This window comes from Cognatishimia sp. SS12 (assembly GCF_028369055.1).
Taxonomy (GTDB): Bacteria; Pseudomonadota; Alphaproteobacteria; order Rhodobacterales; family Rhodobacteraceae; genus Cognatishimia.
This window is the reverse complement of the sequence record NZ_JAQNCZ010000001.1, coordinates 617,457-633,952: the sequence shown is the minus strand read 5'-3', so window position 1 is coordinate 633,952 and position 16,496 is coordinate 617,457. Positions and strand designations below refer to the sequence as shown.

Annotated in this window: 16 protein-coding genes and 3 tRNA genes; 10 read left to right on the top strand and 9 right to left on the bottom strand. The window is 59.8% G+C overall.

The window, feature by feature from the left end; all coding sequences use genetic code 11:
* Window positions 1-18 precede the first annotated feature (18 nt).
* The 3 genes from lpxD to N6L24_RS03065 are packed head-to-tail and all read left to right on the top strand — an operon-like array spanning window position 19 to window position 2,653.
* On the top strand, window positions 19-1,110 hold the full coding sequence (gene lpxD / locus N6L24_RS03075; protein WP_271843165.1) for a UDP-3-O-(3-hydroxymyristoyl)glucosamine N-acyltransferase: 1,092 nt from the start codon (window positions 19-21) through the stop codon (window positions 1,108-1,110).
* A gap of 33 nt (window positions 1,111-1,143) precedes the next feature.
* Window positions 1,144-1,401 carry an acyl carrier protein gene (locus N6L24_RS03070; protein ID WP_271843164.1) on the top strand — a complete coding sequence of 86 codons (258 nt, stop codon included), beginning with the start codon at window positions 1,144-1,146 and terminating at the stop codon, window positions 1,399-1,401.
* Between the two features lie 43 nt (window positions 1,402-1,444).
* Window positions 1,445-2,653 (top strand): beta-ketoacyl-[acyl-carrier-protein] synthase family protein, encoded by a 1,209-nt coding sequence (locus N6L24_RS03065; RefSeq protein ID WP_271843163.1) that lies wholly within the window; start codon window positions 1,445-1,447, stop codon window positions 2,651-2,653.
* Window positions 2,654-2,726: 73 nt separating this feature from the next.
* On the opposite strand, the gene N6L24_RS03060 is transcribed toward N6L24_RS03065, so the two are convergent.
* On the bottom strand, window positions 2,727-3,329 hold the full coding sequence (locus tag N6L24_RS03060) for an invasion associated locus B family protein (protein ID WP_271843162.1): 603 nt from the start codon (window positions 3,327-3,329) through the stop codon (window positions 2,727-2,729).
* A gap of 419 nt (window positions 3,330-3,748) precedes the next feature.
* Here N6L24_RS03060 and N6L24_RS03055 point away from each other — a divergent pair, with 419 nt between their 5' ends.
* Together N6L24_RS03055 and N6L24_RS03050 are read left to right on the top strand one after the other, a co-directional pair.
* Entirely contained in the window at window positions 3,749-5,290 is a 1,542-nt protein-coding gene (locus N6L24_RS03055; protein WP_271843161.1) for a helicase HerA-like domain-containing protein, read from the top strand.
* A 51-nt stretch (window positions 5,291-5,341) separates the two neighbouring features.
* Window positions 5,342-7,681 (top strand): Tex family protein, encoded by a 2,340-nt coding sequence (locus N6L24_RS03050; protein WP_271843160.1) that lies wholly within the window; start codon window positions 5,342-5,344, stop codon window positions 7,679-7,681.
* 153 nt (window positions 7,682-7,834) lie between these two features.
* Here N6L24_RS03050 and N6L24_RS03045 read toward each other — a convergent pair.
* The 3 genes from N6L24_RS03045 to N6L24_RS03035 form a co-directional block, all read right to left on the bottom strand.
* Window positions 7,835-7,909: transfer RNA gene (locus tag N6L24_RS03045), tRNA-Asn, on the bottom strand.
* A gap of 20 nt (window positions 7,910-7,929) precedes the next feature.
* Window positions 7,930-8,004: transfer RNA gene (locus tag N6L24_RS03040), tRNA-Asn, on the bottom strand.
* Window positions 8,005-8,084: 80 nt separating this feature from the next.
* Entirely contained in the window at window positions 8,085-8,999 is a 915-nt protein-coding gene (locus N6L24_RS03035; protein ID WP_271843159.1) for an MBL fold metallo-hydrolase, read from the bottom strand.
* 42 nt (window positions 9,000-9,041) lie between these two features.
* Here N6L24_RS03035 and N6L24_RS03030 point away from each other — a divergent pair, with 42 nt between their 5' ends.
* Window positions 9,042-10,373 carry an ATP-binding protein gene (locus N6L24_RS03030; protein WP_271843158.1) on the top strand — a complete coding sequence of 444 codons (1,332 nt, stop codon included), beginning with the start codon at window positions 9,042-9,044 and terminating at the stop codon, window positions 10,371-10,373.
* A 31-nt stretch (window positions 10,374-10,404) separates the two neighbouring features.
* Here the strand turns inward: N6L24_RS03030 and N6L24_RS03025 are convergent.
* Window positions 10,405-10,481 (bottom strand) — tRNA-Ile (locus N6L24_RS03025).
* Window positions 10,482-10,631: 150 nt separating this feature from the next.
* On the opposite strand from N6L24_RS03025, the gene purM reads away from it, so the two are divergent.
* From purM to rnd, 3 genes are all read left to right on the top strand, one after another.
* Entirely contained in the window at window positions 10,632-11,678 is a 1,047-nt protein-coding gene (gene purM / locus N6L24_RS03020) for a phosphoribosylformylglycinamidine cyclo-ligase (RefSeq protein ID WP_271843157.1), read from the top strand.
* Window positions 11,675-12,268: a phosphoribosylglycinamide formyltransferase gene (gene purN, locus N6L24_RS03015; RefSeq protein WP_271843156.1), complete on the top strand. Its 594-nt coding sequence runs from the start codon at window positions 11,675-11,677 to the stop codon at window positions 12,266-12,268. Before purM ends, purN begins: the two co-directional genes overlap by 4 nt.
* 113 nt (window positions 12,269-12,381) lie before the next feature.
* A complete protein-coding gene (gene rnd / locus N6L24_RS03010; RefSeq protein ID WP_271843155.1) occupies window positions 12,382-13,542 on the top strand; it encodes a ribonuclease D in 1,161 nt (386 codons plus the stop codon).
* Between the two features lie 24 nt (window positions 13,543-13,566).
* Here rnd and N6L24_RS03005 read toward each other — a convergent pair whose 3' ends face one another.
* Window positions 13,567-14,076 (bottom strand): hypothetical protein, encoded by a 510-nt coding sequence (locus N6L24_RS03005; RefSeq protein WP_271843154.1) that lies wholly within the window; start codon window positions 14,074-14,076, stop codon window positions 13,567-13,569.
* A gap of 118 nt (window positions 14,077-14,194) precedes the next feature.
* Between N6L24_RS03005 and N6L24_RS03000 the strand changes: the two genes are divergently transcribed.
* Window positions 14,195-14,602, top strand: a complete 408-nt coding sequence (locus tag N6L24_RS03000; RefSeq protein WP_271843153.1) for a SufE family protein — start codon at window positions 14,195-14,197, stop codon at window positions 14,600-14,602.
* 55 nt (window positions 14,603-14,657) lie between these two features.
* Here the strand turns inward: N6L24_RS03000 and N6L24_RS02995 are convergent, their stop codons facing one another.
* From N6L24_RS02995 to fumC, 3 genes are read right to left on the bottom strand one after another with little or no spacing between them, the layout of a single operon-like run.
* Entirely contained in the window at window positions 14,658-14,876 is a 219-nt protein-coding gene (locus N6L24_RS02995; RefSeq protein ID WP_271843152.1) for a ribbon-helix-helix domain-containing protein, read from the bottom strand.
* The gene (locus N6L24_RS02990; protein ID WP_271843151.1) at window positions 14,873-15,052 is read right to left on the bottom strand and encodes a DUF4169 family protein; all 180 of its coding nucleotides are present in this window, start codon (window positions 15,050-15,052) and stop codon (window positions 14,873-14,875) included. The genes N6L24_RS02995 and N6L24_RS02990 overlap by 4 nt, the downstream gene beginning before the upstream one ends.
* On the bottom strand, window positions 15,052-16,446 hold the full coding sequence (fumC, locus tag N6L24_RS02985; protein WP_271843150.1) for a class II fumarate hydratase: 1,395 nt from the start codon (window positions 16,444-16,446) through the stop codon (window positions 15,052-15,054). Before fumC ends, N6L24_RS02990 begins: the two co-directional genes overlap by 1 nt.
* Window positions 16,447-16,496 lie beyond the last annotated feature (50 nt).

Genomic DNA, 16,496 nt, shown 5'->3' with positions numbered 1-16,496 from the left:
CCAAACTGAGGGGGCGACATGGCTTTTACCATCAAAGAAATTGCAACGGCTCTTGGGGCGCAGGCCTTTGGGGCCGTTGATCTGTCTGTCGCTCGTGTCTCGGAACCTGCTGAGGCGGGTGCCGATGATATCGCGCTGGCGCTGAACCCGAAATTTGCCGATGGGCTCACCCAAGGCGGTGCCCGCGCCGCGATCCTGTGGGATGGGGCGGATTGGCAGGGTTTTGGCCTTGAGGCTGCGATCACCGTGCCGCGCGCGCGCTATGCGATGTCCGGGCTGACCCAGATGTTTGATTTGGGCGTCGGCACGCAGCCGGGCATTCACCCGAGCGCCATTATCGACCCGACAGCAGAGATTGGTGAGAATGTCAGTATCGGGGCCTTTACCGTGATCGAGGCCCGCGCCAAGATTGGCGACAATGCTGTCATAGGGCCGCAGTGCTATATCGGCGTTGACGTCACCTTGGGCGCACGGGCCACCCTGCGTGATCACGTCAGCCTGCTGGCCCGTGTCACCATCGGCGATGATTTCTGGTGCCAATCGGGCGCGCGCATCGGGGGCGACGGGTTTTCCTTTGTCACCCCGGAAAAAAGCCATGTGGAAAGCACCCGCGAAACTTTGGGCAAATCGGTCACGGCCGACACCCAACACTGGGCTCGTATCCATAGCCTTGGGTCGGTCAGCATTGGCGATAACGTGGAAATCGGCGTCAATTCGACGGTGGATCGGGGCACCATCCGCGACACGCGCATCGGCAATGGCGTCAAACTCGATAACCTCGTGCAGGTGGGCCACAACGTGGTGATTGGCAATGACTGCCTGCTTTGCGCGCAGGTGGGTGTCGCAGGATCTACACAAATCGGGAATAATGTCGTGCTGGGCGGGCAGACCGGCGTGGCCGACAACCTGGTGATTGGCGACAATGTGGTGACAGGCGGGGCCACAACGGTGCTGTCCAACGTCCCAAGTGGTCGCGCGATGCTGGGCTCCCCGGCGATGAAAATGGAAACCCAAATTGAAGCCTACAAAGGGCTGCGCCGCTTGCCGCGGTTGGTCAAAGAGGTGGCAGCTTTGAAGAAAGCTATTTCAAATCTGTCGCCAAATGACTAAATCACTGTGCAGCTCTGGCGAAAGGACAAGAAAATGAACGTCAAAGACAAGGTTATCGAGATCATTGCTGAGCAGGCCGTGCTGGAAACCTCCGACGTCACGCTTGAAAGCACACTTGAAGATCTGGGGATCGACAGCCTGGGTCTGGTCGAAAGCATTTTCGCAATTGAGGAAGCTTTTGACATTTCTGTGCCGTTTAACGCAAACGAACCCACTGAGAGCGATTTTGACATTTCCTCGGTTGCCTCAATCATTGATGGCATCGAAAAACTGGTGAAAGAGCAGGCCTGAATGCAGGCCGATCTGCGCTTCTGATGAACCGAAAGATTACCCTATGAAACGTGTCGTCATCACCGGGGCAGGGACAATCAACGCCCTCGGCCATAACGTTGAGGAAACCTGGTCTTCGATGAAAGAAGGCAAGAGCGGCATTGGCCCGCTTGACCTGCGCGATGTGGACCGTCTGTCCATTAAGATCGGCGGCCAGGTGCACGGGTTTGAAACCGAGGGTCTGTTCAACCGTCAGCAAATGGCGCTGTATGATCGGTTCACCCAGTTCACTCTGGTGGCCGCACGCGAAGCGATGGAGCAATCCGGCCTGCAATTTCACGGCGAGATGGCCGATCGCTGCGGTGTGATCCTGGGGACCTCCGGTGGCGGGATGCAGACGCTGGATGAAAACTACCGCACGGTTTACGAGGACGGCAAGAACCGGGTGCATCCTTTTGTTGTGCCCAAGCTGATGAACAACGCCGCCGCCAGCCATGTTTCGATGGAATTTAACCTGCGGGGTCCCTCGTTCACCGTGGCCACCGCCTGCGCCAGCTCCAACCACGCGATGGCCCAGGCCTATCAGATGGTCGCCAGTGGCATGGCCCCGGCCATGATGACCGGCGGATCGGAAAGCATGCTGTGCTTTGGCGGGGTTAAGGCCTGGGAAGGGCTGCGCGTGATGTCCAAAGACGGCTGCCGACCGTTTTCTGCCAACCGCAACGGTATGGTGCAAGGCGAGGGCGCAGGCGTCTTTGTGTTTGAAGAGTTTGAACACGCCAAGGCGCGTGGCGCGAATATCCTTGCAGAGGTTGCCGGGTTTGCGATGAGTTCTGATGCCAGCGATATCGTCATGCCCTCCAAACAGGGGGCCGCCCGTGCCATCAAGGGCGCGCTGAAAAGCGCTGGCATCAACCGCGAAGAGGTCGGTTATATCAACGCGCACGGCACAGGGACGGCGGCCAATGACAAAACCGAATGTGCCGCTGTCGCCGATGTGTTCGGCCCGCACGCGGACAGGTTGATGATCAGTTCGACCAAATCCATGCACGGCCACCTGATCGGCGGCACCGGCGCTGTCGAGCTTCTGGCGTGCATCATGGCCCTGAAAGAGGGGGTGATTGCCCCCACCATCAACTATGAAGAGCCGGACCCGGAATGCGCGCTGGATGTTGTGCCCAATGAAGCCCGCGACGCCAAAGTGGATGTGGTGCTGTCCAATGCCTTCGCCTTTGGCGGGCTCAACGCGGTGATGGCGCTGCGCGCGGTCTGATCAGAGCTCTGCGGACAAGAAAAAAGGCGCTCGCATAGCACGAGCGCCTTTTTCATTTTGCTGTCATACGAAATTACTGACCGTTCATTTTGTCATAGGTGGCGGTAAACCCGCTTAGTGACATGTCAACGGAAACCGTTTTATCCGGCGCCGTGACCGGCACCAGAGAGACGGTGGCCTTTGCGCCTTTCTTATAGCTGGCGATGTCTTCGGCCGTCAGGCCAATGCGCGCCACGCAGCCATTTGGCGTGCAAAACGCAAAGGGATAGCGCTTGGCCGCACCATCATCCACCGTGACCGTCAGTTGCGCGGTCAGCAGGGTTTCCAGCGGCACAACGATCGATCCGCCCGCCGCGACCTGGCCACCGTTGTCCACCGGGAAAAAGTTGACCTCGACCACAGGATTGTCCGTCGCATCGCGCAAGAGCTGATACATCTGGCACCGCTCGCCACCCTCAAGCGCCTGACAGCGCAGAACCCAATCGCCGATCTCTTCGTTTTTGATCTCTGGCGCCTGCTGCGCAAGATCCTGGCCGGTGGACAGACCTTCGGCACCTGACGTTGCAGCAGGTGCTTCGGCGGGTGTGTCCTCAGCTGTGCCGGCCTCTTGCGCGACCGCGGCGGACCCCATCAGAAAGACCGACGTCAAAAGGATTTTGTTTATATTTTTGAGCATCTTGCCCCCAAATGTTTCAAATTTGCGCAAGGCATATCATGTTCCGCAAAGAGTGTCATTTTGCAATTCCGCCTGCCCGGTGGTTCTGTGCAAGATTTCGCGCAAACGGCCCGAACCGAGGAAATTTGGGATGGTTTTGTTCGCTCAAAAACGCGGACATGAAAAAAGGGGCCTGACGGCCCCTTTTAATCTTACACTCCCCGTCGGACTGGCCGACTTATTCATTGGGTAGGACGCTACGTCGAAAGAAACTCTCCGTCAACGGGAAATAATAAAAAAATGTGACAGGCCGCCGAAGCGCGATTTTCGCTGTAATTTTGCGCGGTTGTCTCTGTAATTCCCCGCGCGCGGCCGATTGGCACAGCCCATGGAACCGGCTAGGCTTTACCTGCAGAACAAGCAGCGCAAGAGGGCAGGCAGTGGAGAATTTGATTTTTCTGGGCGGTGGCGGCGAAGGCTATGGCGATAAGCAATATCTGGACCTGAAATATGCCAATCGCCATGGGCTGGTGGCCGGGGCAACCGGGACCGGCAAAACCGTGACACTGCAAATTCTGGCCGAGGGGCTCTCGGCGGCGGGCGTTCCTGTGTTCATGGCGGATGTGAAGGGCGACCTTTCCGGGCTTGCGGCCGCTGGTCGCGCGGATTTCAAGCTGCATGACGCTTTCCAAAGTCGGGCTGAGACCATCGGATTTAGCGATTACAGCTATCAGGGCTTTCCCGTCACTTTCTGGGATCTCTTTGGCGAGCAGGGCCATCCCGTGCGCACGACGATCACCGAAATGGGCCCCTTGTTGCTGGCGCGCCTGCTGGAACTCAGCGAGGCGCAGGAAGGGATATTGAATATTGCCTTCCGTCTGGCAGACGAAGAGGGGCTGCCGCTACTGGACCTGAAAGATTTGCAGGCTCTGCTGGTTTGGGTGGGGGAAAACCGCAAGGATCTGGCCCTGCGCTATGGCAATATCTCGGTGCAGTCCATTGGGGCGATCCAGCGCCGGTTGATGGTGCTGGAAAATCAGGGCGCTGCCGAATTCTTTGGCGAACCGGCGCTGGACCTTGCAGACATCATGCAGACCGACGCCGCCGGGCTGGGCCGCATCAATATCCTCGCGGCAGACCAACTGATGGCGTCCCCCCGGCTGTATGCGACCTTTCTGCTGTGGCTGCTGTCCGAGCTGTTTGAGGACCTGCCCGAGGTGGGCGATCCGGACAAACCCAAGCTGGTGTTCTTTTTTGACGAGGCGCATCTGCTGTTTGATGACGCCCCAAAGGCGTTGATCGACAAGGTCGAGCAGGTGGCGCGGCTTATTCGCTCAAAAGGCGTGGGGGTGTATTTCATCACTCAGAACCCGGCTGACGTCCCCGAGGACATCCTGGGCCAGCTTGGCAATCGGGTGCAGCATGCGCTGCGGGCCTTTACCGCGCGCGACCGCAAGAACCTGCGCCTTGCAGCAGAAACCTATCGCGACAATCCGCGCTTTTCGACCGAAGACGCCATTCGCGACGTCGGTGTCGGCGAGGCGGTGACATCCATGTTGATGAAAAAAGGTGTGCCCGGCATTGTAGAGCGGACCCTGATCCGCCCGCCCAGTTCCCAGCTTGGGCCGCTGGCCGCGTCTGCGCGCAAAACCATTCTGGCGCAAAGCGCGCTGGCCGCAAAATATGACGCCCCGCAGGATCGCCAGTCTGCCTATGAAATCCTGAAATCACGGGCTGATCAGGCTGCCACCGAGGCGCAGGCCCAAGAGGCCGAGGCCGAGCGGCTTGCGGAAGAAGAGCGCGAATTTGCCAAGGCGCGGCGCTACAAGGGCAGCCGGGTTGGCCGCTCCAGCAGCCGCAGAAGCAGCAGCGATCAAAGCTTTGGCGAGCAAATGACAAAAATGGTTGTCAAGGAATTGACGGGCACGACCGGGCGGCGCATTGTGCGCGGCCTACTGGGTGGTTTGTTCAAGGGGCGCTAAAGGCGCGCCTGGCCGGACCATTCGGGCCAGCACCAACCAAAGACGTACCAAATGACCACAACACCCGCCCCCCGCATCGTTCAAACCATTGCGCAAGACATCGGCGCGGCCGCCAAACAAGTGACCGCCGCCATCACGCTTTTGGACGAGGGGGCCACCGTGCCCTTTGTCGCGCGCTACCGCAAAGAGGCGACAGGCGGGCTGGATGATACGCAATTGCGGACGCTGTCCGAGCGGCTGAGCTATCTGCGCGAGCTTGAAGACCGCCGCGCCACCATTCTGAAATCCATCGACGAGCAGGGCAAGCTGACCGAGGCGCTGGCGCGCGACATCAATGCCGCCGCCACCAAGGCAACGCTCGAAGACCTTTATCTGCCCTATAAACCGAAGCGGCGCACCCGCGCCGAAATCGCGCGCGAAAACGGCCTTGCGCCATTGGCTGACGCGATTCTGTCGGACCGCGGCGCCGATCCGGAGGCTTTGGCAGCGGGCTATCTGACAGAGGCCGTGGCGGACGTGAAAACCGCGCTGAACGGCGCGCGTGATATCATCGCCGAAAGCCTGACGGAAAACGCCGATCTGCTGGGCCGTTTGCGCAGCCACCTTCAGGCCACCGCGGTGCTGACGTCGCGCGTCAACGACGGGATGGCGCAAAGCGGCGCGAAATATTCGGACTATTTCGAACACACAGAAAAATGGGCAACTGTCCCCAGTCACCGCGCGCTGGCCATGATGCGGGCCAGCAATGAAAAAGTCGTCAGCCTTGATATCGGCCCCGCCGATGAGGCTGCAACGCAGCTGATCGAGGATATGATTGCCGCGCAGCTCGCTATTGCGGGCGCGGGCGCCGGGGATCTTTGGCTGCGCAAGCTGGCGAAATGGACGTGGCGCGTCAAACTGAGCCTGACCATGATGCTCGATCTGATGGGCGATCTGCGTGCCCGCGCCCAGGAAGAGGCGATTACGGTCTTTGCGCGCAACCTCAAAGATCTGCTGCTGGCGGCGCCAGCGGGCAACAAAGCGGTGCTGGGCCTTGATCCGGGCATTCGCACGGGCTGCAAGCTTGCCGTGGTGGATGCCACCGGCAAGGCGCTGGACACCGCGACCATCTATCCGTTTGAACCGCGCAAGGACGTGCAGGGCGCCATGGCGACCCTGCGGCATTTGATCGAGAAACACGGCGTTGCGTTGATTGCCGTGGGCAATGGCACCGCCAGCCGAGAATCAGAGCGTCTGGTGGAAGAGGTGATCCGCGATCTGCCGGGCCAGAAACCCAGCAAGGTGGTGGTGTCCGAAGCCGGGGCCTCGGTCTATTCGGCCTCAGAACTTGCGGCGCGCGAATTCCCTGATCTGGACGTGTCGCTGCGCGGCGCGATTTCCATCGCCCGCCGCCTGCAGGACCCACTCGCCGAACTGGTCAAGATCGACCCTAAGTCGATTGGCGTGGGGCAGTATCAGCACGATGTTGACCAATCGCGCCTCGCCAAGGCGCTCGACGGTGTGGTCGAAGACGCGGTGAACGCGGTCGGGGTTGATCTCAATATGGCCTCCGCGCCGCTGCTGGCGCGGGTGTCCGGGCTGGGATTGAACCTTGCGGAAATGATTGTGGCCCATCGCGATGCCCATGGGGCGTTTGCCGCGCGGCAGGATCTGATGCAGGTGCCGCGTCTGGGGCAGAAAACCTTTGAACAATGCGCAGGGTTCTTGCGTATTCGCGACGGGGCAGAGCCGCTGGATGCCTCTGCCGTGCACCCAGAGGCCTATGAGGTCGCGCGCAGCATCGTGGCCGCCTGTGGCCGTGATATCCGCAGCTTGATGCAAGATCCGCGCCCACTGGCCAAGCTGAACGCACGCGATTTTGTCAGCGCCGATTTTGGCGAAATGACGGTGCGCGATATTCTGCAAGAGATCGAAAAACCCGGCCGCGACCCGCGCCCAGAGTTCAAAACCGCCAAATTTACCGACGGGGTGGAGAGCATCCGCGATCTGAAAGCCGGCATGATGCTGGAGGGCACCGTGACCAATGTCGCGGCCTTTGGGGCCTTCGTCGACATCGGGGTGCATCAGGATGGGCTGGTGCATGTCTCCCAGCTCGCCGATCGCTTTATCAAAGACCCGCATGATGTTGTAAAGGCAGGACAAATCGTCAAAGTGCGCGTCACCGAAGTGGACGTGCCGCGCAACCGCATTGGCCTGAGTATGCGTAAATCCGGCTCTGGTACCGCTGCGCCTGACCGCAGCGGCGGCAAAGGCGCGGCCCAGCAAGAACGCCGGAATGCCGGCGCAAAACCGCGCGGAAAACAGCCCACACGTAAACCGCAGCAACAGACCACTGGCAGCACCGGCGCGCTGGGGGATGCCCTGATGCAGGCGCTGAAGAAAGGGAAGTAAACCTCTGTCTTAAAACAAAAGAACGCTGCAGAATTCCTGTGGCGTTCTGTTTGCGCGTGCTTCATTTGTGAATACGCGCCGCAGAAAACCCGCCAAAAGCCCCAAATCTGGGCCTTTAAATCCTTAAAGGAACGTCAGAAAAATCTTGGAATTTGGCTCCGGCGGTAGGGATCGAACCTACGACCAATTGATTAACAGTCAACTGCTCTACCGCTGAGCTACGCCGGAACAAATACGGTATTATAGGTTGGCTCCGGCGGTAGGGATCGAACCTACGACCAATTGATTAACAGTCAACTGCTCTACCGCTGAGCTACGCCGGATCAACGAGGCACCGTATAGCCAACGAATTTTCCGCCGTCCAGTGGCGCTGTAATATTTTTTTCATTTTCGCAGCTATTTTTTAGACAACAATAAAAATAGCATTGTGATCAATGGCTTGATCCGTGGACACGACACCGCGCCCATAAAGATCAACCAGATGTGCAAGCACGTTGCGCTCTGCCGCGGGCAAGAGTTTCGCGTCGATATCCCGATAGATTTGCGCTGTCAGCGTGTGGGCCGTGGCGGGGCTGGCGGCCAAGACCTTCAGGATCTGCGCCTCGCGGCTCTTGCGATGGTCGATCAGCCAGGCGAGACGCGCGGCCGGATCAAGGATCGGCGCGCCATGGGCGCTGTAAAAGACGCGCCAGTCCCGCGCCGCCAACATATGACACGAGGCCATGAAATCTGTCAGGTCGCCGTCGGGTGGCGACACAAGCGAGCTGGCCCAGCCCATCACGTGATCGCCTGTAAAACAGACATCTCCCCAAGCGAAACACAGGTGATTGCCCAGATGCCCCGGCGTGTGCAGCACGGTGATCTCTTGGTCGTCAAACGCCACGCGCGCGCCATGCCCCAGCGTTTGGTCCGGCGCAAAATCTGCATCGATCCCTTCGCCGCCGCCTGCAAGGCCTGCGGCTGCCAATTGATCCATCACCGCGCTGCGCCCAGTCCCTGACGCGCCAAAGCCGAGAATCGGCGCACCACTGGCATCGGACAGTGGGCGGGCCAAGGGCGAATGATCCTTATGGCTGTGCGTCACCAGAATCTTGCTGATGTGCTGATCCGGCCCAACCGCCTTTAAGATCGCCGCCAAATGCGCAGGGTCATCGGGCCCCGGGTCAATCACTACCAGCGCGCGCTGCCCCAGAATATAGGTGTTGGTGCCCCAATGGGTCATCGGCGAGGGGTTGTCGGCCAGAATCATGCGCAGCCCCGGGGCCAGCTTGATCACTGAACCAGGGCGCGGGCGGCTCTGCCAATTGTCTTGTGTCATCCGGGGTTTCCTTTGCCGCGTGAACACGGCAATGATTGCCACATGAACTTTGATTGGCTCAAGAAATATGTGCCGCGCGGCATTTACGGGCGGGCCGCGCTGATTTTGGTGCTGCCGGTCGTGACCCTGCAACTGGTGGTGTCCGTGGTCTTTATTCAGCGTCATTTTGAGGGGGTGACCGCGCAGATGACCCGCTCGCTGGCCAATGAGTTGACGCTGGTCCTCTCGGAAATCAACGAGGAAGACACGCGCGGCGCCGCTGAAGCGGCTATTGCAGAAATCGCGCCGCACCTTGGGTTGACCGTGGCGTTTGACAGCCGCGCTGAGATTACGGCGCAGCGCCGTTGGTATGATTTTTCCGGCACCGTCGTGATGCGCGAGCTGCATGCCGCCATCCCCGAAATCACGACCATTCGTCTGCCAGACGATCGCTATGTGCGCGCCTTTGCCAGCACAAGGTTTGGCCCGGTGCTGATCGAGTTTTCGCGCGCGCGCGTCTCGGCCTCCAACCCGCACCAGCTGCTGGTCAATATGGTGTTCTTTGGCGGGCTGATGACGTTCATCGCCTATCTTTATCTGCGCAATCAACTGCGCCCGATCACGCGGCTGGCTGATGCCGCCGAGGCCTTTGGCCGGGGCCACCATGTGACCTATCATCCGCGTGGTGCGCTAGAGGTGCGGGCCGCGGGCCGCGCCTTTCTGGACATGCGCGCCCGGATTGAACGGCAGATAGAACAGCGTACGCTGTTGCTCTCGGGCGTCAGCCATGATTTGCGCACGCCGCTGACGCGGCTGCGGCTGGGGCTGTCGTTTTTGGACGAAGCTGACCGCGCCCCGCTGGAGCGCGATGTCGACGATATGCAGCGCATGCTGGATGAATTCCTGAGTTTTGCCCGCGGTGCCGCTGATGTGACCCCCGAAAAAGTCCCGCTTTGTGCCTTCCTGGCGCATCTGGTGGCGGATGCACCGCATGGGGAAGGGCATCTGTCGCTGGCGCATTGCACGGTCAATGGCAGCGTGATGATCCGCAAGATGGTGATCCAGCGCGCGGTGGAAAACCTGATCAACAATGCGCTGCGCTATGGTGATACCGTTGAGGTCAGCGCCAGTCAAAGCCGCCGCACTGTCACCATCCGCATTGAGGACAACGGCCCCGGCATCCCCGAAGACAAGCGCGAAGAGGCGCTGAAACCCTTTGCGCGACTGGAACCAGCGCGCAATCAGAACAAAGGCAGCGGCGTGGGGCTTGGCCTATCCATCGCTGCCGACGCCGCCCGCGCGCACGGCGGTGTGTTGCGCCTAAGCCAAAGCGCGCGCCTTGGCGGCCTGCAAGCCGAACTGGTGATTGCGACGGAAATGCAGACGGCGGAGTAGGGCGTGCACGCAGTCAACTGTCTGGAAAATCTGGTAGGCCCGGCAGGACTTGAACCCGCAACCAAAGCGTTATGAGCGCTCTGCTCTAACCAATTGAGCTACAGGCCCCACCTTGCGCGCATTGCTAGCATACCGGCGGGGCGGGTCAAGCGCATTTCTGTGGGGTTTTTTCCCGGTCGCGGGCGCTCAGCAGCAGGCAACCGTTGCCCTTTGGGCAGTGATGGGGTAGGGCCGTCGCAACAAGCGATGGAGACCCTCATGAGCGACGGCAAGAACGGCATCACCTATGCGGACGCAGGTGTAGATATCGACGCGGGCAACGCCCTGGTGGAGCGGATCAAACCGGCCGCAAAGCGCACGACACGCGCGGGCGTAATGGCCGGGCTGGGCGGCTTTGGCGCGCTGTTTGATCTTAAGGACGCCGGCTATACCGATCCGATCCTTGTGGCCGCCACCGACGGCGTGGGCACCAAGCTGCGCATCGCAATTGACACTGGAAATGTCGACGGCGTGGGCATCGACCTGGTGGCCATGTGCGTGAACGATCTGGTCTGCCAAGGGGCGGAGCCTTTGTTTTTCCTAGATTATTTTGCCACCGGCAAACTGGAAACAGAAACTGCTGCGCGTATTATCGAGGGCATCGCTGAGGGGTGTTATCAATCCGGTTGCGCGTTGATCGGCGGTGAAACCGCTGAGATGCCGGGCATGTATGAAGCGGGTGATTTTGACCTCGCGGGCTTTGCGGTTGGCGCGATGGAGCGCGGTGCCGATCTGCCGGCTGGCGTCAAAGCGGGCGATGTGCTCTTGGGGCTGGCCTCCAACGGTGTGCATTCAAACGGCTATTCGCTGGTGCGCAAACTGGTTGAAGTTTCCGGCCTTGGTTGGGATGATTCCTGCCCTTGGGCCGAGGGCACGCTGGGCGCGAACCTGCTGACGCCGACCCGTCTTTATGTAAAACAGGCGCTGAAGGCTGTGCGCGCGGGCGGTGTTCACGCCCTGGCGCATATCACTGGCGGTGGCCTGACCGAAAACCTGCCGCGCGTGCTGCCCGAGGGTCTGGGCGCGGATATTGATCTGAACAGCTGGGAGCTGCCCGCCGTCTTCAAATGGTTGGCTGAAACCGGCGGTATGGCCGAATCCGAAATGCTGAAAACATTCAACAGCGGGCTCGGCATGATCCTCGCTGTGGATGCGGCTGAGGCAGAGGCGCTGGAAGCGCTCTTGCGTGCCGAGGGTGAAACCGTTGCCCGCATCGGCAGCGTGACTGAAGGCGCCGGCATGCGTTATACAGGCAGCCTTCTGTGACAAAACGGGTCGCGATCTTTATCTCTGGTGGCGGCTCAAACATGGTCCGTCTCGTTGAGGATATGCAAGCGGGCGGCCATGCGGCCACGCCGGTGCTGGTGCTGGCCAATGATGCCGAGGCGGGCGGTCTGAAAAAGGCCGCTGCGCTGGGAGTGCCCACCGCAGTGGTGGACCACCGCCCTTTTAAAGGCGACCGCGAGGCGTTCCAGGCCGCACTTCAGGCAGAGCTGGACAAGGTGCAACCCGATATCCTGTGCCTTGCAGGTTTCATGCGGGTTTTGACGGAAAGCTTTGTCGCCCCTTGGGAGGGACGGATGCTGAACATTCACCCGTCGCTTTTGCCAAAATACAAAGGGCTGCATACGCATGCCCGGGCGCTCGCTGCGGGGGATGCCGAACACGGCTGTACCGTGCATCTGGTCACGCCGGCACTGGACGATGGGCCGATTTTGGGACAGGCGCGGGTGCCGGTTTTTGCGGGGGATACGCCCGACGATCTTGCCGCGCGCGTCCTCACACAGGAACACAAGCTTTATCCCGCTGTCCTGCGCCGTTTTGCTGCCGGAGAGCAGGCGCGTTTGGACCTCTGACCGCTTCAGATATCAGCGCCGCCACCCCGAACGGGGCAGGAATTGCAATTTCGGGTAAATCCACGTAGGTCTGAAACCGAGCAGACACAATCAACGATCAAAGACAGACCTTTATGAAGACATTGACGAGCACGCAAGAACTGAAAGCGTTTTGCGAGGAAGCCCGCCAGCATCCCTATGTCACCATCGACACCGAGTTTCTGCGCGAACGCACCTATTATTCCAAATTGTGCCTCGTTCAATTGGCCATGCCCGGAACCAGCGATGACACCGCCGTGCTGGTTGACCCGCTGGCCGAAGGGCTTTCCCTAGAGCCGCTGTATGATCTTTTTCGCGACACCAATGTGGTCAAAGTGTTCCACGCCGCGCGGCAGGATCTGGAGATTTTCTTTATTGAAGCCGGGGTCTTTCCCACACCGCTGTTTGATACCCAGGTGGCGGCGATGGTCTGCGGCTTTGGCGATCAGGTCGGCTATGAAACATTGGTGCGCAAAATCGCAAAGCAGGGTGTGGACAAATCCAGCCGCTTTACCGATTGGTCACGCCGCCCGCTGACCGATGCGCAGAAACGCTATGCGCTGGCCGATGTGACCCATCTGCGCAATATTTACGAATTTCTGGACGCAAAACTGCAGGAAACCGGCCGCGCCCGTTGGGTGCAGGAAGAGCTGGGCGTTCTGACCACACCGGGCACCTATATCGTTAAGCCCGAGGACGCATGGAAACGGGTGAAAACCCGCACAACCACACCAAAGTTCCTCGCCGTTGTGCGTGAGTTGGCGCGGTTTCGTGAGGCCTATGCCCAAAGCCGCAATATCCCGCGCAACCGCGTCTTCAAAGATGATGCGCTGATCGAATTGGCCTCCACCAAGCCAGCGAACGCCAATGATCTGGGCCGTTCGCGGCTGTTGTTGCGCGAAGCCCGCAAGGGGGAGATTGCCGATGGTATTCTCGCCGCGGTCAAGGCCGGGGTCGAGTGCCCACCTGCTGACATGCCGCGTGTGGCCAACGCCAAGGACAAAAGCCAGGTGAACCCGGCGCTCGCCGATCTGCTGCGCGTATTGCTCAAATCCAAAACCGAATGTTCGGGTGTCGCCAGTAAGCTGATTGCCAGCGCCGCGGATCTGGACGCTATTGCTTCGGGGGAACGGGATGTCGCTGCACTCAAGGGCTGGCGGCGCGAGGTGTTCGGCGATGACGCGCTGCGCCTCTGCGACGGTGAAATCGCGCTTTCTGCCAAAGGCACGTCAATCAAGATTGTGCGCCTGCCGTAAGTTGGCAGGCCACATCATAAGAGCTTAGCGGCGGACCTGCAGCGCATTCTGCGCGCCGACCACGCGAATGACGCGCACGCCATCAAGATCCTGCAAAGTGCGGAAGCGTGCGATATTGAGTTCACGCGACTGCGGAGTGCCTTGGCGGAAGCCCGCAGGCTGGATCGCCAGCAGACGATAGGTCAGCACGCCATCAACGGGCAGCTCATCGTCATTCTCAGGCTCCAGCAACGCCTCAAACGCGCCCTGGGTGGCGGCGATGCCCTTGGCGCGGATCAAGGCCCCGCCCGACACACGTTCCACCCGCAGTTCGGTAATATTGGCAACCGGCACGCCGGGGTAGGCCACCTCCTCGCGGTCAAAGATACTGTCGCGTTTGCGCGGGATCAGCGGGTTGATCTCTTCGGCGTCGACAGTTTCGACCCGTTCGGCGCGGCCAAACCAGTTAAATGGATTAAGGCGGCTATCGCGCACCGTACCGCAGCTGGTCAGAACCAGCGTAGAAACCAGAAGAACACCAATCGGTTTATGCATCTCGCGCCCCATTTGCTTTGCTATTGGGTTAGCGCATTGTTGCGCAATTGAAAAGCGGCAAGGCGGCTCTGGACCTTTTGCGCGCCAGCGCCTAGGTGAAAGACAGAAAGGATGACCCATGGCCACAGCTGCATTTGAAGAGATTGTTGAAGATTTTGATTTTCTGGAAGATTGGGAAGATCGCTATCGTTATGTGATCGAGCAGGGCAAAGCCATGGACCCGCTGGAAGACGCGCTGAAAGTGCCCGCCACAAAAGTCGACGGCTGCGCAAGTCAGGTCTGGCTGCATCCTACCATCGCAGATGGCGTACTTACGTTTGACGGCGATTCTGACGCCATGATTGTGCGTGGGCTGATCGCGGTGCTGCGCAAGCTTTACAACGGGCTGACCCTGGCAGAGGTTTTGGCGGTGGATGCCCGCGCCGAGCTGGAGCGTCTGGGGCTGAATGAACACCTGTCTTCGCAACGTTCAAACGGGCTGCGCGCCATGATTGCGCGGGTGCGTGAGGTGGCAGCAGCAGGATGAACCGCCGTGCCGGCGGTGCCTGCGGCGCGAGTATTTTTGAAAAGATGAAGCGCAGTCAGCCTTTGTGCTGATGGTGTCGCAATACGTACAGGCGGATGGCACTGGCGAGGCCAGCCTCAAGGTCGCGCGCTGCGTCGATTTCGGCGGCCAGAACGTTGATCGGCAGATTTTTTTCTGCAGCGATCGCGCGGAAGGCCTGCCAGAATTCATCCTCTAGTGAGACGCTGGTGCGATGGCCCTTGAGCGTGAGCGAGCGTTTCACCGGCCGGCTCATGTATCCTCTCGCTTATGCTGATCAAGGTGCTGTTTCAGCTTGGAAATTTTACTTTCCTCACGTTGCTTATCGGCTTTACTGCGGCCAAATTTTGCAGCGTTTGTATCAGCGCGGGCCTTTTTGGCAGCCCGCGCTTTTGCTTTGCGAAACCGGTTCAGATTGACCGGCTCTGCCATCAGTCTTTCGGGCCGATCATCTGTTCGGGCCGGACGACGGCATCAAAAGTCGCCTCATCCACAAAGCCGAGGGCAATCGCCTCTTCTTTCAGGGTGGTGCCGTTTTTATGCGCGGTTTTGGCAACCTTGGTGGCGTTGTCATAGCCGATGGTCGGGGCCAGCGCCGTCACCAGCATCAGCGATTCTTTCATCAGCTTTTCAATACGCGGCTCATTGGCCTGGATGCCGTTGAGCATACGCTCGGTAAAGCTGTCAGCCACATCGCCCAAGAGCTGCATGGATTGCAGCAGATTGTAGGACATCATCGGGTTGTAAACATTCAGCTCAAAGTGACCCTGCGAGCCAGCGAATGTCATGGCTGCATTGTTGCCCATCACATGCGCGGCCACCTGTGTCATCGCTTCGGCTTGGGTTGGGTTCACCTTGCCCGGCATGATGGAGGAGCCGGGTTCATTTTCCGGCAGGATCAGCTCGCCAAGGCCCGAGCGCGGGCCAGAGCCCAGAAAGCGGATGTCATTGGCGATTTTATACATCGCGCCAGCAACGGTCGCCAATGCGCCGGACATAAAGACCATGGCGTCATGGGCGGCCAAAGCTTCGAATTTATTGGGGGCCGTGACAAAAGGCAGGCCGGTGATTTCGGCCATATTGGCCGCGACATCCTCGCCCCAGCCTTTTTTGGTGTTCAGGCCGGTGCCCACAGCGGTGCCGCCTTGCGCCAGCTCATAGATGCCGGGCAGGGCTGCTTCGACCCGCTTGATGCCTTGGCGGATCTGATGCGCGTAGCCTGAGAATTCTTGGCCCAAGGTCAGCGGGGTCGCATCTTGTGTATGGGTGCGGCCGATCTTGATGATGTCTTTGAATTCTTCGGATTTGGCTTCCAGCCCTTCGGCCAGTTTCGTCAGGCCGGGCAGCAGCACGTCGCGCACCATCATCGCCGCGCCGATATGCATGGCGGTCGGGAACGTGTCGTTTGAGGACTGGCCCATGTTGCAGTGATCATTCGGGTGCACCGGGTCTTTGGAGCCGATGGTGCCGCCGAGCATTTCGATGGCGCGATTTGCGATCACTTCGTTGGAGTTCATGTTGGATTGGGTGCCAGAGCCAGTCTGCCACACCACCAGCGGGAAGTTGTCGTCAAACTTGCCCTCGATCACTTCGCCAGCCGCCGCAATGATGGCATCCGCAATCCGTGCATCCAGATCGCCGTTGGCCTTGTTGGCCATGGCGCAGGCTTTCTTAATCACGCCCAGCGCGCGCACGATTGCGACGGGCTGTTGTTCCCAGCCGATGGGGAAATTCATGATCGAGCGCTGGGTCTGCGCCCCCCAATATTTGTCTGCAGGGACTTCGAGCGGCCCAAAGCTGTCGGTTTCGGTGCGGGTTTCAGTCATCATGACCTCCGGTAACTCAGTTCGCGAATGTCATACCGCAGGGGGCGCAA

Bases quoted from the DNA above. Each gene is read 5' to 3' on its own strand.
- N6L24_RS03070 (WP_271843164.1), top strand. From the start codon at position 1,144: ATGAACGTCAAAGACAAGGTTATCGAGATCATTGCTGAGCAGGCCGTG.
- N6L24_RS03000 (WP_271843153.1), top strand. From the start codon at position 14,195: ATGGCCACAGCTGCATTTGAAGAGATTGTTGAAGATTTTGATTTTCTG.
- purM (WP_271843157.1), top strand. From the start codon at position 10,632: ATGAGCGACGGCAAGAACGGCATCACCTATGCGGACGCAGGTGTAGAT.
- N6L24_RS03065 (WP_271843163.1), top strand. From the start codon at position 1,445: ATGAAACGTGTCGTCATCACCGGGGCAGGGACAATCAACGCCCTCGGC.
- N6L24_RS03005 (WP_271843154.1), bottom strand. From the start codon at position 14,076: ATGCATAAACCGATTGGTGTTCTTCTGGTTTCTACGCTGGTTCTGACC.
- N6L24_RS02995 (WP_271843152.1), bottom strand. From the start codon at position 14,876: ATGAGCCGGCCGGTGAAACGCTCGCTCACGCTCAAGGGCCATCGCACC.
- N6L24_RS03060 (WP_271843162.1), bottom strand. From the start codon at position 3,329: ATGCTCAAAAATATAAACAAAATCCTTTTGACGTCGGTCTTTCTGATG.
- lpxD (WP_271843165.1), top strand. From the start codon at position 19: ATGGCTTTTACCATCAAAGAAATTGCAACGGCTCTTGGGGCGCAGGCC.
- fumC (WP_271843150.1), bottom strand. From the start codon at position 16,446: ATGACTGAAACCCGCACCGAAACCGACAGCTTTGGGCCGCTCGAAGTC.
- N6L24_RS03050 (WP_271843160.1), top strand. From the start codon at position 5,342: ATGACCACAACACCCGCCCCCCGCATCGTTCAAACCATTGCGCAAGAC.
- rnd (WP_271843155.1), top strand. From the start codon at position 12,382: ATGAAGACATTGACGAGCACGCAAGAACTGAAAGCGTTTTGCGAGGAA.
- N6L24_RS03030 (WP_271843158.1), top strand. From the start codon at position 9,042: ATGAACTTTGATTGGCTCAAGAAATATGTGCCGCGCGGCATTTACGGG.
- N6L24_RS03035 (WP_271843159.1), bottom strand. From the start codon at position 8,999: ATGACACAAGACAATTGGCAGAGCCGCCCGCGCCCTGGTTCAGTGATC.
- N6L24_RS02990 (WP_271843151.1), bottom strand. From the start codon at position 15,052: ATGGCAGAGCCGGTCAATCTGAACCGGTTTCGCAAAGCAAAAGCGCGG.